Origin of the sequence: Actinokineospora fastidiosa (assembly GCF_014648415.1) — a bacterium.
GTDB classification, from domain to species: domain Bacteria; phylum Actinomycetota; class Actinomycetes; order Mycobacteriales; family Pseudonocardiaceae; genus Actinokineospora; species Actinokineospora fastidiosa.
In genome coordinates this window covers 46,398-59,429 of record NZ_BMRB01000006.1, presented here as the reverse complement: position 1 = coordinate 59,429, position 13,032 = coordinate 46,398, and the positions used below count along the sequence as shown (strand labels likewise).

Here is a 13,032-nt window from a genome sequence, read left to right as displayed (position 1 = left end):
CGGTGACCGGATTGACACGTGACCTTTTGGTCACCTAAACTCGGTGGCGTGGACGAGGTGTTCAAGGCGCTGGCCGACCCGACCCGCCGCGGCCTGCTGGACGAGCTGTTCCGGGAGGACGGCCAGACGCTCAGCGCGCTGGAGGCCCGGGTGCCGATGACCCGCTTCGGGGTGATGAAGCACCTGAAGCTGCTGGAGGAGGCCGGGCTCGTCGTGACGAGACGCCGAGGCCGGGAGAAGGTGCACTACCTCAACCCCATCCCCATCCGCCTGATCCACGACCGCTGGGTCAGCAAGTACGCCGAACCCTGGGCCGCCGGGCTCACGGGTCTCAAGGAATCCCTGGAGCGCACCATGGAACGAGTCTTCGAGATCTACATCCGCACCACGCCCGAGCGCCTGTGGGAGGCGATCACGACCAGCGACATCCGCGCGAAGTACCAGTTCGGCGTGCGCATCACCGAGGACTGGTCGCCGGGGGCGCGCATCGAGATGAGCCACCCGGGAGCGGGGCTGCTGGGGGAGGGCGAGGTCATCTCGGCCGACCCGCCCGCGCAGCTGGTGCACACCCTGCGGGCGTTGTGGAGCGATGAGGTGAAGTCGGAGGGGACGTCGAAGGTTACGTGGGACATCGGGCAGGTCGAGGACTCGTGCCGGTTGACGGTGACCCACTCGGAGCTGCGGGAGGGGGCGAACGACGAGCTCTACGGCGGGTGGCCGATGATCCTGTCGGGGTTGAAGACGTGGCTGGAGACGGGGGAGACGCTGACTACGCCGGGGTCGTTGATGTACGGCGGGTGAGTGAGGGCGGTTCGCCTTCGATGGCCGCCTTTCTCGCCGCTGGTCGTTCGTGACCTGAGCCTGGGCTGGTGTTCCATGGCTTCGGCAGCCGCGGTGGCGCGCTTCGCGAGTTGATTTGTTGGTCCGATGGGGTGGACCCGCATTCGCGGGGCCCCTAAGCGAAGCGTCGCGGGCGCGGAGAAGCGGCGGATCGGCGAAGCCGTCCGCGCCCGAGCGAGGGTAGCGACGCTTCGCTCCCCACGAATGCGGGTCCACCCCATCGGACAGTGTTGGTGGGGCGTGTTGCGTGGGGTGGGTGGTTGCGCTGCTTTCTCCGTCTGGGACTGTTGCTGCTTTGCGTTATGTGGGCCAGGTTGGGTTTGTGGTTACCACGGTTAGGCGTTGGGTGGCTCGGGTCAGGGCCACGTAGAGGGTTCTGGGGCCTGTTAAGGACTCTGTGATGAGTTCTGTGGGTTCGGCCAGGACCACTGCGTCGTATTCGAGGCCCTTGGACTCCAGGCCGTCGACTACCTTGACTCGGTCGTCGTCCACGCCTGCTACCGCGGCTCGTGCGGCCTCTACGCGGGACGTTGACGTGATGACGCCTACGGTGCCCTGTACCTCCGCCAGGAGGGTTCGGACCGCGTCGACCACCGCGGACATCAAGGTGTCCTGGGGGACCACGGTGACCTGGGGCTCCTGGCCCGTGCTGCGCACCGCGTGCGGCAGCTCCTCCGGGGTGGCGATGTCCGCGACCACCTTATGGGCCAGGGCGAAGATCTCCGCGGAGTTGCGGTAGTTCGTGCGCAGCGCGAAGCGGCGGTGTTCGGTGGTGGGGCCGCCGAGGGCGGCCGTGCGGGCCCGGCGGGCCTCCTCCGGGTCCGGCCAGGAGCTCTGGACCGGGTCGCCGACGACCGTCCAGCTGGCGTAGCGGCCTCGGCGGCCCACCATGCGCCACTGCATGGGGGACAGGTCCTGGGCCTCGTCGACCACGATGTGCGCGTACTCGTCGTAGTTCGAGCCGCGCGGGGGTTCGGGGTCGCCGTGCTTGCGGCGGCGGCGCGGGGGCCTGCCGAGGAGGATGCGCAGCTCGTCCAGGAGGGCGACGTCGGCGACCGACGGGCCCGCCGAGAGGTCCGACCAGGACGCGGCGAGCAGGTCGACCTCGCGCTTGGTCAGGACCTTCCCTGCCGCCGCGGCCAGCCTGCGGCGCTCGCCGAGGGAGCGCAGCACGTCCATCGGGGTCAGCAGCTGCCACCAGACGACCACGAAGCGGTGGAAGTCGAGGCGTTCGCCGAGGTCGGTGAGCAGTTCGGCGCGGGTGGCCGGGAAGTCGCCGAAGGAGTCGGCCTTGCGCCACAGGGCCTCCAGCAGGGCCTCGGCGGCGTCGACCCGGGACTGGTTCGGCGGGCGGCGTCCGTTGTGGACAGCGCGGCGGACGCCGGCGAGCTCGCGCGCGTCCAGCTTGAGGACCTGGCCTTTGTAGACAATCCGCAGCTCGTCCGGCGCGTCGGCGGGCGCGTCGCGGATGGCGCGCTTGAGCACGCGGCGCATCCGCAGCGAGCCCTTGATCGCGGCGACCTCGGCGCTGTCGTTGCGGACCGCCTTGACGCCGTCGAGCACCTCGCCGAGGGAGCGCAGCTCCACGCTGTCCTCGCCCATCGACGGGAGCACGCGGGAGATGTAGGAGGTGAACGCGGGCGACGGCCCGACGACGAGCACGCCGCTGCCGCCCATCCGCCTGCGGTCCCGGTACAGCAGGTACGCCACCCGGTGCAGCGCCACCGCGGTCTTCCCGGTGCCCGGGCCGCCGGTGATCTCGGTGACCCCGCGCCACGGCGCGCGGATCGCCACGTCCTGCTCCTTCTGGATGGTGGCGATGATGTCGCGCATGTTTTCCCCGCGCGCGCGGGTGAGGCTGGCCATCAGCGCGCCCTCGCCCACCACCGCCATGCTCTCCGCGCGGGCGTCGGGCATGAGCAGGTCGTCGTCGATGTCCACGACCTGCTTGCCGGTCGAGCGGATGACCCTGCGGCGCACCACGTCCATCGGGTGCTCGGCGGTGGCCTGGTAGAACGGCGCCGCCGCGGGGGCGCGCCAGTCGGTGACGAGGTTGTCGAAGTTGCCGTCGCGCACGCCGAGGCGGCCGACGTACTGGGTCTCGCCGGTCGTCGAGTCCAGCCTGCCGAACACCAGTCCCTCGTGCTCGGCGTCGAGCGTGCGCAGGATCTGGGTGGCGTGGCGCACCATCACGTCCCGCTCGAACAGCATCGCCGCCTGCTCGAACACCGCCTCGTTGCGCGCCCCGTGCGCGAGTTGGTCGCCCTTGGTGCGCATGTCCTCGGCGTCGTCGCGGATCTCGGCGACCCGTGCGTAGACGACGTCCAAGTGCTTCTGCTCTACGGCGATCTCGGCCTCTCTGACAGAGGTCTCCGACACCCCGCTGTCCCCCCTGCTCGATTCCGACCGGACAAGCGAGACTACGCGGTCCCCGCGCCCGATGAATCGGCCGCGTGGCCGACTGTGCCCCGTGTCACCCGCGCGGCTGGTCCACGTGGAGCATCCGGCACGATGGGGCCGTGACCAGGATCGTCGCGGGTGTGGCGGGTGGACGCAGGCTCGCGGTGCCGCCCAAGGGCACCCGGCCCACCGCCGACCGGGTGCGCGAGGCGCTTTTCAGCGCGCTGGAGGCCGCGCTCGACCTCGACGGCGCGCGCGTGCTCGACCTCTACGCGGGCTCCGGCGCGCTCGGCTTCGAGGCGCTGTCCCGCGGCGCCGCGCTGGCCACGCTGGTCGAGTCCGACCGCACCGCGGTCAAGGTGCTGCGGGACAACGCCGCCGCGCTCGGCCTGCCGGGGGCGGACGTGCGGCCGGGCAAGGTGGCCACCGTGCTGGCCGAGCCCCCGCCCGCGCCCTACGACCTGGTGTTCGCCGACCCGCCGTACGCGCTCGGCCAAGCCGAGCTGGCCGCCGTGCTGACCGCGCTGGTCGGGAACGGCTGGGCGGCCGACGGCGCGACCGTCGTCGTCGAGCGCGACCGCCGCTCCGGTGAACCCGCCTGGCCGCCCGGCTTCGAGTCGACCAGAACGCGCGCGTACGGCGACACCGAACTGCACTGGGCGGTGATCACCGCCACCCGGTGACGGGGGTGTCCGGCTGCTACCGTCCGCGACATGACCCGCGCTGTGTGCCCCGGCTCATACGACCCGCCCACCAACGGTCACCTGGACGTCTTCGAGCGCGCCGCGAGCCTGTTCGACGAGGTCGTGGTCGTGGTCGCGATCAACAAGAACAAGCGCGGCCTGTTCACCGTCGACGAGCGCATGGGCCTGCTCGCCGACATCACCGGCCACCTCGACAACGTCCGCGTCGACTCCTGGCACGGCCTGCTGGTCGACTACTGCGCCACCCACGACGTCCAGGCGATCGTCAAGGGCGTGCGGGTCGCGGGCGACTTCGACTACGAGCTGCAGATGGCTCAGATGAACAAGGGCCTCACCGGCGTGGAGACGCTGTTCATGCCCACCAGCCCGGTCAACAGCTTCCTGTCGAGCTCGCTGGTCAAGGAGGTCGCCGCGCACGGCGGCGACGTCTCCCACCTGCTGCCCGAGCTCGTCCACAAGCGACTGCTGCGCAGGCTCGCCGAGAACGCCTGACAACCTTCCCCGCCCGGTGCGCGTCGATCTTCCCGACCGACCGAGACAAAGGGGAGAACATGCGCATTTCCACACGCGCCGCCGTGGTGGCCGCCGTGCTCGTCGGAACCGTGGTCCCCGCGGGGACGGCCCAGGCGGCGGGCGCGCGGGGCGCGGGCTACGTGTGGGCCGACCAGCCGACCGCCGCCTCGTACACGCCGTCGGCCGGGTACCAGATGAACAGCACCGGGCCCGCGGTGCGGAACACCATCAGGAGAGCGGGGACCGGCGTCTACGAGGTCCGCTTCACCGCCCTCGGCGTGACCGGCGGCATCGCCCACGCCACCGCGTACGGCACGGGCACCAACCACTGCAAGGTCAGCGGATGGCACGTGTCCGGGTCCGACCAGCTGGTGACCGTCCGGTGCTTCACCCTCGCGGGCGCGCCCGCCGACACCCGGTTCACCGCGAGCTACACAAACCGCACGTCGTGGGCGGGCTTCGATTACGGCCGCACCTACCCTGGCGCCTACGTCTGGGCCGACAACCCGACCGCGGCGGACTACACGCCGACCCGCACCTACCAGTACAACTCCGAGGGCTTCGCCAACCGCGTCACCCGGCTCGGTCGCGGCACGTACAAGGTGCACCTGCCGGAGATCGGCTGGGAGGTGCGCGGCGGGCACGCCGTCGCCACCGCGTACGGCTCGGGGTCCGAGCGGTGCAAGGTCCCGGGCTTCGGCTGGGACGAGGGCTCCCGCTCGGAGATCACCGTCGGCGTCCGCTGCTTCACCGCCGCGGGCGAGCCTGTCGACACCCGGTTCACGCTCACCTTCACCGACCGCACGAACATCCTGGGGTTGGAAAGCTGCTGCAACCCGAACGGCCACCAGTCCGCGCACCTGCTCGCCGACGACGAGGACGCCGCGTCGTACACCCCGGCCGCGTCCTACCTGCACGTCACGCAGGGCGGCGCCGCGACCGGCACGCGCCAGGGCCCGGGCGACTACACGATGCGGCTCACGAACGTGAACCTCGGCGGGGGGACCGTCCACGTCCAGTCGAGCAGCTGGGACGCCGAGTTCTGCACGGTCGGCCACTGGAGCGCGGGCGGGATCAAGGTCCGCTGCCACGACGCGGCGGGCGCCCCGGTCGACACGCCCTACGAGCTGAGCTTCACCGGTCCGTGGCTGCTGGGCTGAGGTCCAGCTTCATCCCGACGTGGCTCGGGACGAAGCCCAGCCGCTCGTAGAAGCGGTGCGCGTCGGGGCGGGACCGGTCGGTGGTCAGCTGCACCAGCGCCGCCGACCGCTCCCGCGCGCGCTCGACGGCCCACTCGACCAGCTCCTGGCCCAGCCCGGCCCCGCGCTGGTCGGACCGCACCCGCACGCCCTCGATGGTCGCGCGCAGCGCGGCGAGCCGGGACAGGCCCGGGGTGAAGGTCAGCTGCAGCGTGCCGACGACCTCGCCGTCGCGCTCGGCCACCACCAGCACCTGGTTGGGGTCGGCGGCGATCTCGGCGAAGGCGGCGGCGTAGCGCGGGTCGCCGGGGCGCTCCCTGGCCGCGCCCAGCGGGTCGTCGGCGAGCAGGGCCACGATGGCGGGGACGTCGGCGGCGCTGGCGGTGCGGATCACGGGCCCGAGCCTGACACACCCCGGCGATCTCCCCGCCCCGGCCCCGCGACCACGGCAGAATCGACGACGGGAGTCCGTCGCGGCGAGGAGGAGTCGATGTACAAGGTCTTCGAGGCCATCGACGAGCTGGTCACCATCCTGGAGGAGGCCAGGGGCGTGCCGATGACCTCCGGCTGCGTCGTGCCCCGAGGCGACGTGCTCGAACTGCTCGACGAGGTCCGCGACGCCATCCCCGCCGAGCTCGACGACGCCCAGGACGTGCTCGACCGCAAGGAGGAGATCGTCGGCGGGGCCGAGCACGAGGCCGAGCAGAAGCTGAGCAAGGCGGCCATGGAGGCCGAGCGGATGGTCGCCGACGCCCGCGCCGAGGCCGAGCGGCTGGTCGCCGAGGCCACCGCGCACGCCGAGCGGCTCGTCGCCGACGCCCGCGCCGAGGCCGACCGCACGGTGGCCGCCGGGCGCGCCGAGTACGACAACCTGGTCGGCCGCTCCCAGGCCGAGGCCGACCGGATGCTGCAGGCGGGCCGGGAGTCCTACGAGCGCGCCGTCGAGGAGGGCCGCTACGAGCAGCAGCGGCTGGTCTCCCAGACCGAGGTCGTCGCCGCCGCGCAGGCCGAGGCCCAGCGCACGGTCGACGCCGCCGCCGACGAGGCCGCCCGCCAGCGCGCCGAGTGCGACGAGTACGTCGACACCAAGCTCGCCGAGTTCGAGGACCTGCTCACCCACACCCTGCGCACCGTGTCCAAGGGCCGCACGCACCTGCGCGGCGCGCCCGTGGCGGCCGTCCCGTACGACTACACCCGCTGAATTTCGCCTCCGGGCGTCCGTCGCGTACCCTGGGCAGGCCGTATCCGGCACTGTCCCGCGTCCGAAAGCCGTGACTCACACAGCCATGTCCGAGTACCGCAAGAGCCACACCCGGCCCGAGGTGTCCAGTTCCTGGGTGATCGACACCCGCGACCTGGGCCGCAGGCCGGGCTCCAGCCGCGCCGTCCGGCGCACGGCGACCGCGGCCCACGACATCGGCCTCGAGGGGGTCATCGCGATCCCGACGGGGGCGTCCGTCGAGCTCGACCTGCTGTTGGAGTCGGTGGTGGAGGGCGTGCTGGTCTCCGGCACCGCCTCCGGCCCGCTGGCTGGCGAGTGCTCGCGCTGCCTCGACCCGATCACCGACGAGGTGACGATCGAGGTGACCGAGCTGTTCGCCTACCCGGACAGCGCCACTGACGAGACCACCGACGACGACGAGGTCGCCCGCCTGGTCGACGACCTCATCGACCTCGAGCCGGTGGTCCGCGACGCCGTCGTCCTCGCGGTGCCCTCGGCGCCGCTGTGCACGCCGGACTGCCCCGGGCTGTGCCCGGACTGCGGTGGCAAGTGGGCCGAACTCGGGCCGGATCACGCGCATGAGACCATAGATCCTCGGTGGGCGGCGCTCCAGGAGCGGTTCCCGCGGGATCAGGGCCACTAGCCCATCGGAAAGCTTCAGGTTTTAGCACGTCAGAGGAGATGCAGTCGTGGCCGTCCCCAAGCGGAAGATGTCGCGTTCGAACACCCGCTCCCGCCGCTCGCAGTGGAAGACCACCGCTGTGCACCTGGTGACCTGCAGCAACCGCGCGTGCAAGGCGCCCAAGCCGCAGCACATCGCCTGCCCGACGTGCGGTCAGTACGACGGTCGTCAGGTCACCCAGCCCGCGTGACCCGTGGGCACTAAGCCGTCCCGCGGTCCGTCGCAGGACCCGCAGACGCTGCTGGCCGCGCTCGGCGTCGAACTCGACGCCGAGCTGCTGCGCCTCGCCCTGACCCACCGTTCCTACGCCTACGAGAACGGTGGGCTCCCGCCGAACGAGCGGCTGGAGTTCCTCGGCGACGCGGTGCTCGGCCTGGTCGTCACCGACCACCTGTACCGCACGCACCCGGACCTGCCCGAGGGGCAGCTCGCCAAGCTGCGGGCCAGCGTCGTCAACATGCACGCCCTCGCGGGCGTGGCACGCACCCTCGGCGAGGGTGGGCTCGGCGCGCATCTGCTCCTCGGCAAGGGCGAGGAGCTGACGGGCGGCCGGGACAAGGCGTCGATCCTGGCCGACGGCATGGAGGCCATCATCGGCGCGGTCTACCTCAGCCACGGCATCGAGGTCGCCCGCGAGGTCGTGCACAAGCACTTCGACCGCCTGCTCGCGGAGGCCCCCCTGCGCGGGGCGGGCCTGGACTGGAAGACCAGCCTCCAGGAGCTGACGGCCGCGCGCGGCCTGGGCGTGCCCGAGTACAAGGTGCGCGAGGAAGGCCCGGACCACCGCAAGGAGTTCACCGCCACCGTCGTGGTGAACGGCCAGGGCTACGGCAACGGCGACGGCCGCACCAAGAAGGAAGCCGAGCAGAAGGCCGCGGAGGCGGCCTGGCGGGAGATCTCCGAGACCCCGCCGCGCCCCGACGATGCCGGAACTGCCTGAGGTCGAGGTCGTCCGGCGCGGCCTCGACGGGCACGTCGCGGGGCGCACGGTCGCAGGCGTCGAGGTCTTCCACCCGCGCGCCGTCCGGCGGCACCTCCCCGGCGCGTTCGACTTCGTCGGCCGCCTGATCGGCCAGACCCTCACGGCCGCGCGCAGGCGCGGCAAGTACCTGTGGCTGGAGCTGGACTCCGGCGAGGCGGTGCTCGCCCACCTGGGCATGAGCGGCCAGATGCTGGTCAGCAGCGCCAAGGCGCCCGCGGAGAAGCACCTGCGGGTGCGGTTCACCTTCGCCGACGGCGGCCCCGAGCTGCGCTTCGTCGACCAGCGCACGTTCGGCGGGCTGTCGGTGGAGGAGATGACGACCGTCGACGGCGCGCTGCTGCCCGTGCCGGTCGCCCACATCGCGCGCGACCCGATGGACCCCGCGTTCGACCTCGACGACGCCGTGCGGGCCGTGCGGCGCAAGCGGACGGAGATCAAGCGGGCGCTGCTGGACCAGACCGTGGTCTCCGGCATCGGGAACATCTACGCCGACGAGGCGCTATGGCGCTGCTCACTGCACTGGGCGCGCCCGACCGACCGGCTGACCGGCCCCGCCGTCGGCCGCCTGCTGACCGCGGCCACCGACGTGATGGCCGCCGCGCTGGCCGTCGGCGGCACGTCGTTCGACGCGCTGTACGTCAACGTCAACGGCCAGTCCGGCTACTTCGACCGCTCGCTGGCCGCCTACGGCCAGGAGGGCAGGCCCTGCCCGCGCTGCGGCACGGCGATCCGCCGCGAGCCGTTCATGAACCGCTCGTCCTTCTCCTGCCCCCGCTGCCAGCCCCGGCCGCGCGCCGCCCGGTAGCGCGGGCGCGCGGCGGAGGCGGGATAGTGGCGTCGTGACCAAGGTGCTGGTTGTCGACGACGAGCCGCAGATCGTGCGGGCGCTGCGCATCAACCTCAGCGCCCGCGGCTACGACGTCGTCACCGCGGCGGACGGCGCGGGCGCCCTGCGCGCCGCCGCCGACACCCACCCCGATGTCGTCGTGCTGGACCTGGGCCTGCCCGACATGGACGGCAACGACGTCATCGCGGGCCTGCGCGGCTGGTCGAGCGTGCCCATCCTGGTGCTCTCCGCCCGCGTCGACAGCGGCGACAAGGTCACCGCGCTCGACGCCGGGGCCGACGACTACGTCACCAAGCCCTTCGGCATGGACGAGTTCCTGGCCCGCCTGCGCGCCGCCGTCCGCCGCTCGGCGGTCGCCGCCGCGGACCAGTCGCCGGTCGTGGAGACCGAGACGTTCACCGTGGACCTGGCGGCGAAGAAGGTGCGCCGCGACGGCGCCGAGGTCCACCTGACGCCCACGGAGTGGGGGATCCTGGAGATCCTGGTCCGCAACCGGGGGCGGCTGGTGGCGCAGAAGCAGATCCTGCGGGACGTCTGGGGCCCGGCGTACGCGACCGAGACGCACTACCTGCGGGTGTACCTCGCCCAGCTGCGGCGCAAGCTGGAGCGCCAGCCGTCGCGGCCCCGGCACCTGATCACCGAGCCGGGCATGGGCTACCGGTTCGAGGGCTAGTAGCCGAACACCTGGGTCCAGTAGTAGCCGTCGGTCTCCAGCCCGATGCCCATCGTCTTGAGGTCGCAGTTGAGGATGTTGGCCCGGTGGCCGGGGGAGTTCATCCACGCGTCCATGACCTGCTCGGGCGTGCGCTGGCCGCGGGCGATGTTCTCCGCGCCCGGGCTGCGGTAGCCCTCGGCCTTGGCCCGGTCCACGAAGGTGCGGCCGTCGAGGCTGGTGTGCGAGAAGTAGTCCTTCTCCGCCATGTCCTCGCTGTGGCCCTGCCCTGCGGCGGCCAGTCGGGCGTCCAGCTTCACCGGGGCGCAGCCGTTCTCGGCGCGCTCGTCGTTGACGATGGCGAGGACCTCGGCGTCGACGGTGAGCGCGGGCTCGGTGGTCGGCTCGGTCGACTCGGCGGCGGCGGTGGTGGTCGTCGGCTTGGCCGACGTCGTGGTCGTGGCCTTGACGGTCGTGGTGCCCGACGGCTTGGCCGAGGTCGCCGCCGTGGTCGGGGACGGCGCCGCGGTGGAGGGCGGGGCTGTCTGGGTGCCTGCCGGGGAGGTCAGGTTCATCGCGACGGGACTGGGCGTGGTGTCCTCGACCGAGGGTGCGGCGAGGACGGTCGTCACGCCCGCGGTGCCCGCGCCCGTTGCCAGGGCGAACAGCACCGCCGGGACTAAGCGGCCACGACTTTTGGTCACGGTTCGGCAACGTACCACGATCGGGTGTAACGCCTACCTCGGGGGTGCGACGGCCGTCACGTTCCGTGGAGCGATCAGGTCAGGGGTCCGACGGCTCGGTCGGCTCGGTGGTCGTCGGCGTGGTCGGGTCGGTGGTCGGGACCGTGGTGGGCGGCTTCGTCGTCGTCGGCTTCGTGGTGGTGGGCCGCGTGGTCGGGTTCGTGGTGGGCGGCTGGCCGCCTCCACCGCCGCCTCCGCCTCCACCACCGGGCGGGGGCTCGTTGCCGCCGCCGGGCGGCGGGTCGACCGGGTCCGCGGAGTCCTCGGTGGTGGTGGATGTCGTGGTCGACGTTCCGGTGGTGGTGCTGGAGGACGTGGGCGTGGTGGTGACCGAGGTGGTCTCGCCGAAGGTGGCGGTCGTGGTCACCTGCACCTCGCCGCCGGGGGTGATCTGCGGGGTCTCGGGGGCCGTCTCGTCGGAGCCGCCCGAGGCGAAGGCGGCCACGGCGGCGAAGACGGTGGAGACGACGACGCCGGACACGCCGAGGACGGCGTACGGGGCGTGGCGGAGGCGTCCGGTGGCGGGCGGGGCGAGTTCGTCCCGGGCGTCAGGCTCGGACATGCAGGCGGACTCCCATCCGCGGGCCGGGGTGCGGCCCGTCTCGGCGCCGGACGGTATCACCCGACCTGGGCACATCCATTCGGGTGTCACACGGTCTCACGCTCCGTTTAGGGCACCATATGTCCTGTGTCGACCGACCACGCCGCGCCCGTGCGCATGACCGCCTTCGTCCGCGGGCACGTGCAGGGCGTCGGTTTCCGCTGGTGGACGCGGTCGCGCGCGCTCGAGTTCGGGCTCACCGGCTGGGCCCGCAACACCGAGGACGGGCGCGTCGAGGTGGTCGCCGAGGGGCCGAGGGAGGCGTGCGACCGGATGCTGGCCGCGCTCACCTCGGGCCGCACGCCGGGCCGCGTCGACGGCGTCGTGGAGCAGTGGGCCGACGCCAAGGGCGACCTGGCCGGGTTCCGCGAACGGTGACCTGGGGCATATTCGACCGGATGGTGAACCGCCGCGCCCGGCGCGGCGTAGAACCGCGCGTGGGACCGCCCGCAGGCGAAGAGGATCTCGTGCGCGAGCTGTACCGCCGGTACCGGCGGCCGCTGCTCGCGTACGCGATGCGCGCCGTGGGCGGGGACCACCAGCGCGCGGAGGACATCGTGCAGGAGACCTTGCTGCGGGCGTGGCGCAACGCCGACACGCTGCACCCGGACCACGCGGGCCCGTGGCTCTACACCGTGGCCAAGAACCTGGTCATCTCCGGGTACCGCAGGCAGAGCGCCCGCGCCACGGAGATCCCCATGGAGGGCTCAGACGCGCTGCGCGTCGAGCACCCCGACGAGTTCGACCGCGTGCTGCAGGGCTGGCAGATCGCCGAGGCCATGCGCAGCCTTTCCCGGGACCACCGCAGCGTCATCGTCGAGCTGTTCTACCGGCGCCGCACGGTCTCCGAGGCCGCCGCCGTGCTCGGGGTGCCCGCGGGCACGGTCAAGTCCAGATCCTTTTACGCCCTGCGCGCCCTGCGCGACGCGCTGGAGGAACGGGGGGTGACCGAGCCGTGAGCTGTCCCATGATCACCAATGTCGGCGCCTACCTGCTCGGTGCGCTCGACCCGGCCGACCGCGCGGTGGTCCAGGCGCACCTGGCGGGCTGTCCGGTCTGCGAGTCCGAGCTGCTGCGGATGGCGCCGCTGCCCGGCCTCCTGCAGCGCGTGCAGGAGGCGGACTTCGCCGAGCCGGAGCCGGACGCGCCGATCACCGAGCCGGTCCCGGTGGCGCCCGCCGCGCCCGCGCGGCGGGCCAGGCTGCCCGTGCTGGTGGCCGCGGTCGCCGTCGTGATCGCCCTCGCCGGGATCGTGGCTGCGCAGACCCTCGGCAGGAAGTCCGACATGGTGACCTGGTCGGCGCACGACCCGGCCAGCGGCATCCGGGCCTACGTCGACCTGACGCAGCGGCCGTGGGGCACCGAGCTGAGCATCCGCATGCGCGACGTGCCGCCGGGCAAGCCGTGCAAGCTCGTCGTGCGGGCCAGGGACGGCAGCCGGGAGACCGCGGGCTGGTGGGCGGCCGGGACCACCGCCGAGGAGGAGATCCCGGGCAGCACGTCGTTCGACCTGTCCGCGATCGCGAAGGTCGAGGTCATCAGCGGCGACAACATCGTGATAGACATCACGCCACCCGATTAGTCGATCGCCACGCGCCGAGGGCGCCTCCCCGGGCGGGCCCGGCGACGCGGGTACGCTCGCCCGAA

The 13,032-nt window shown here is 72.5% G+C and carries 17 protein-coding genes; 13 read left to right on the top strand and 4 right to left on the bottom strand.

What is annotated here, in order from left to right; translation table 11 throughout:
• The first annotated feature begins 48 nt into the window (after nucleotides 1-48).
• The gene (locus tag IEY98_RS26450; RefSeq protein ID WP_189213370.1) at nucleotides 49-801 is read left to right on the top strand and encodes an ArsR/SmtB family transcription factor; all 753 of its coding nucleotides are present in this window, start codon (nucleotides 49-51) and stop codon (nucleotides 799-801) included.
• Nucleotides 802-1,140: 339 nt separating this feature from the next.
• Here IEY98_RS26450 and IEY98_RS26445 read toward each other — a convergent pair whose 3' ends face one another.
• Nucleotides 1,141-3,219: a HelD family protein gene (locus IEY98_RS26445; protein WP_189213369.1), complete on the bottom strand. Its 2,079-nt coding sequence runs from the start codon at nucleotides 3,217-3,219 to the stop codon at nucleotides 1,141-1,143.
• Nucleotides 3,220-3,359: 140 nt separating this feature from the next.
• Here IEY98_RS26445 and rsmD point away from each other — a divergent pair, with 140 nt between their 5' ends.
• From rsmD to IEY98_RS26430, 3 genes are read left to right on the top strand one after another with little or no spacing between them, the layout of a single operon-like run.
• Nucleotides 3,360-3,923, top strand: coding sequence for a 16S rRNA (guanine(966)-N(2))-methyltransferase RsmD (gene rsmD, locus IEY98_RS26440; RefSeq protein WP_189213368.1), 564 nt, complete (start codon nucleotides 3,360-3,362; stop codon nucleotides 3,921-3,923).
• Between the two features lie 30 nt (nucleotides 3,924-3,953).
• The gene (gene coaD, locus IEY98_RS26435) at nucleotides 3,954-4,436 is read left to right on the top strand and encodes a pantetheine-phosphate adenylyltransferase (protein ID WP_189213367.1); all 483 of its coding nucleotides are present in this window, start codon (nucleotides 3,954-3,956) and stop codon (nucleotides 4,434-4,436) included.
• Nucleotides 4,437-4,495: 59 nt separating this feature from the next.
• Nucleotides 4,496-5,617, top strand: a complete 1,122-nt coding sequence (locus IEY98_RS26430) for a hypothetical protein (protein ID WP_189213366.1) — start codon at nucleotides 4,496-4,498, stop codon at nucleotides 5,615-5,617.
• Here IEY98_RS26430 and IEY98_RS26425 read toward each other — a convergent pair.
• Nucleotides 5,592-6,050, bottom strand: coding sequence for a GNAT family N-acetyltransferase (locus tag IEY98_RS26425; RefSeq protein WP_189213365.1), 459 nt, complete (start codon nucleotides 6,048-6,050; stop codon nucleotides 5,592-5,594). The genes IEY98_RS26430 and IEY98_RS26425 overlap by 26 nt on opposite strands.
• A 96-nt stretch (nucleotides 6,051-6,146) precedes the next feature.
• On the opposite strand from IEY98_RS26425, the gene IEY98_RS26420 reads away from it, so the two are divergent.
• The 6 genes from IEY98_RS26420 (at nucleotide 6,147) to IEY98_RS26395 (ending at nucleotide 10,062) form a co-directional block, all read left to right on the top strand.
• Nucleotides 6,147-6,857, top strand: coding sequence for a DivIVA domain-containing protein (locus IEY98_RS26420; protein ID WP_189213364.1), 711 nt, complete (start codon nucleotides 6,147-6,149; stop codon nucleotides 6,855-6,857).
• A gap of 85 nt (nucleotides 6,858-6,942) precedes the next feature.
• Nucleotides 6,943-7,521, top strand: coding sequence for a YceD family protein (locus IEY98_RS26415; protein ID WP_189213363.1), 579 nt, complete (start codon nucleotides 6,943-6,945; stop codon nucleotides 7,519-7,521).
• 46 nt (nucleotides 7,522-7,567) lie between these two features.
• Nucleotides 7,568-7,750, top strand: a complete 183-nt coding sequence (gene rpmF / locus IEY98_RS26410) for a 50S ribosomal protein L32 (RefSeq protein ID WP_189213362.1) — start codon at nucleotides 7,568-7,570, stop codon at nucleotides 7,748-7,750.
• A gap of 3 nt (nucleotides 7,751-7,753) precedes the next feature.
• A complete protein-coding gene (gene rnc / locus IEY98_RS26405) occupies nucleotides 7,754-8,500 on the top strand; it encodes a ribonuclease III (RefSeq protein WP_189213361.1) in 747 nt (248 codons plus the stop codon).
• Complete coding sequence (gene mutM, locus IEY98_RS26400) at nucleotides 8,484-9,347, top strand: bifunctional DNA-formamidopyrimidine glycosylase/DNA-(apurinic or apyrimidinic site) lyase (protein WP_189213360.1); 864 nt, start codon at nucleotides 8,484-8,486, stop codon at nucleotides 9,345-9,347. Before rnc ends, mutM begins: the two co-directional genes overlap by 17 nt.
• A 34-nt stretch (nucleotides 9,348-9,381) precedes the next feature.
• Nucleotides 9,382-10,062 (top strand): response regulator, encoded by a 681-nt coding sequence (locus IEY98_RS26395; RefSeq protein ID WP_189213359.1) that lies wholly within the window; start codon nucleotides 9,382-9,384, stop codon nucleotides 10,060-10,062.
• Here the strand turns inward: IEY98_RS26395 and IEY98_RS26390 are convergent.
• Both IEY98_RS26390 and IEY98_RS26385 read right to left on the bottom strand, forming a co-directional pair.
• Nucleotides 10,059-10,745 carry a CAP domain-containing protein gene (locus tag IEY98_RS26390; RefSeq protein WP_229787518.1) on the bottom strand — a complete coding sequence of 229 codons (687 nt, stop codon included), beginning with the start codon at nucleotides 10,743-10,745 and terminating at the stop codon, nucleotides 10,059-10,061. The two genes, IEY98_RS26395 and IEY98_RS26390, sit on opposite strands and share 4 nt — an antisense overlap.
• A 79-nt stretch (nucleotides 10,746-10,824) precedes the next feature.
• Nucleotides 10,825-11,346 (bottom strand): hypothetical protein, encoded by a 522-nt coding sequence (locus tag IEY98_RS26385; RefSeq protein WP_189213358.1) that lies wholly within the window; start codon nucleotides 11,344-11,346, stop codon nucleotides 10,825-10,827.
• A gap of 156 nt (nucleotides 11,347-11,502) precedes the next feature.
• Between IEY98_RS26385 and IEY98_RS26380 the strand changes: the two genes are divergently transcribed.
• From IEY98_RS26380 to IEY98_RS26370, 3 genes are read left to right on the top strand one after another with little or no spacing between them, the layout of a single operon-like run.
• Entirely contained in the window at nucleotides 11,503-11,763 is a 261-nt protein-coding gene (locus IEY98_RS26380; protein ID WP_189213595.1) for an acylphosphatase, read from the top strand.
• Nucleotides 11,764-11,783: 20 nt separating this feature from the next.
• Complete coding sequence (locus IEY98_RS26375) at nucleotides 11,784-12,344, top strand: sigma-70 family RNA polymerase sigma factor (protein ID WP_189213357.1); 561 nt, start codon at nucleotides 11,784-11,786, stop codon at nucleotides 12,342-12,344.
• Between the two features lie 8 nt (nucleotides 12,345-12,352).
• Nucleotides 12,353-12,967, top strand: coding sequence for an anti-sigma factor family protein (locus tag IEY98_RS26370; protein WP_189213356.1), 615 nt, complete (start codon nucleotides 12,353-12,355; stop codon nucleotides 12,965-12,967).
• Nucleotides 12,968-13,032: the final 65 nt, after the last annotated feature.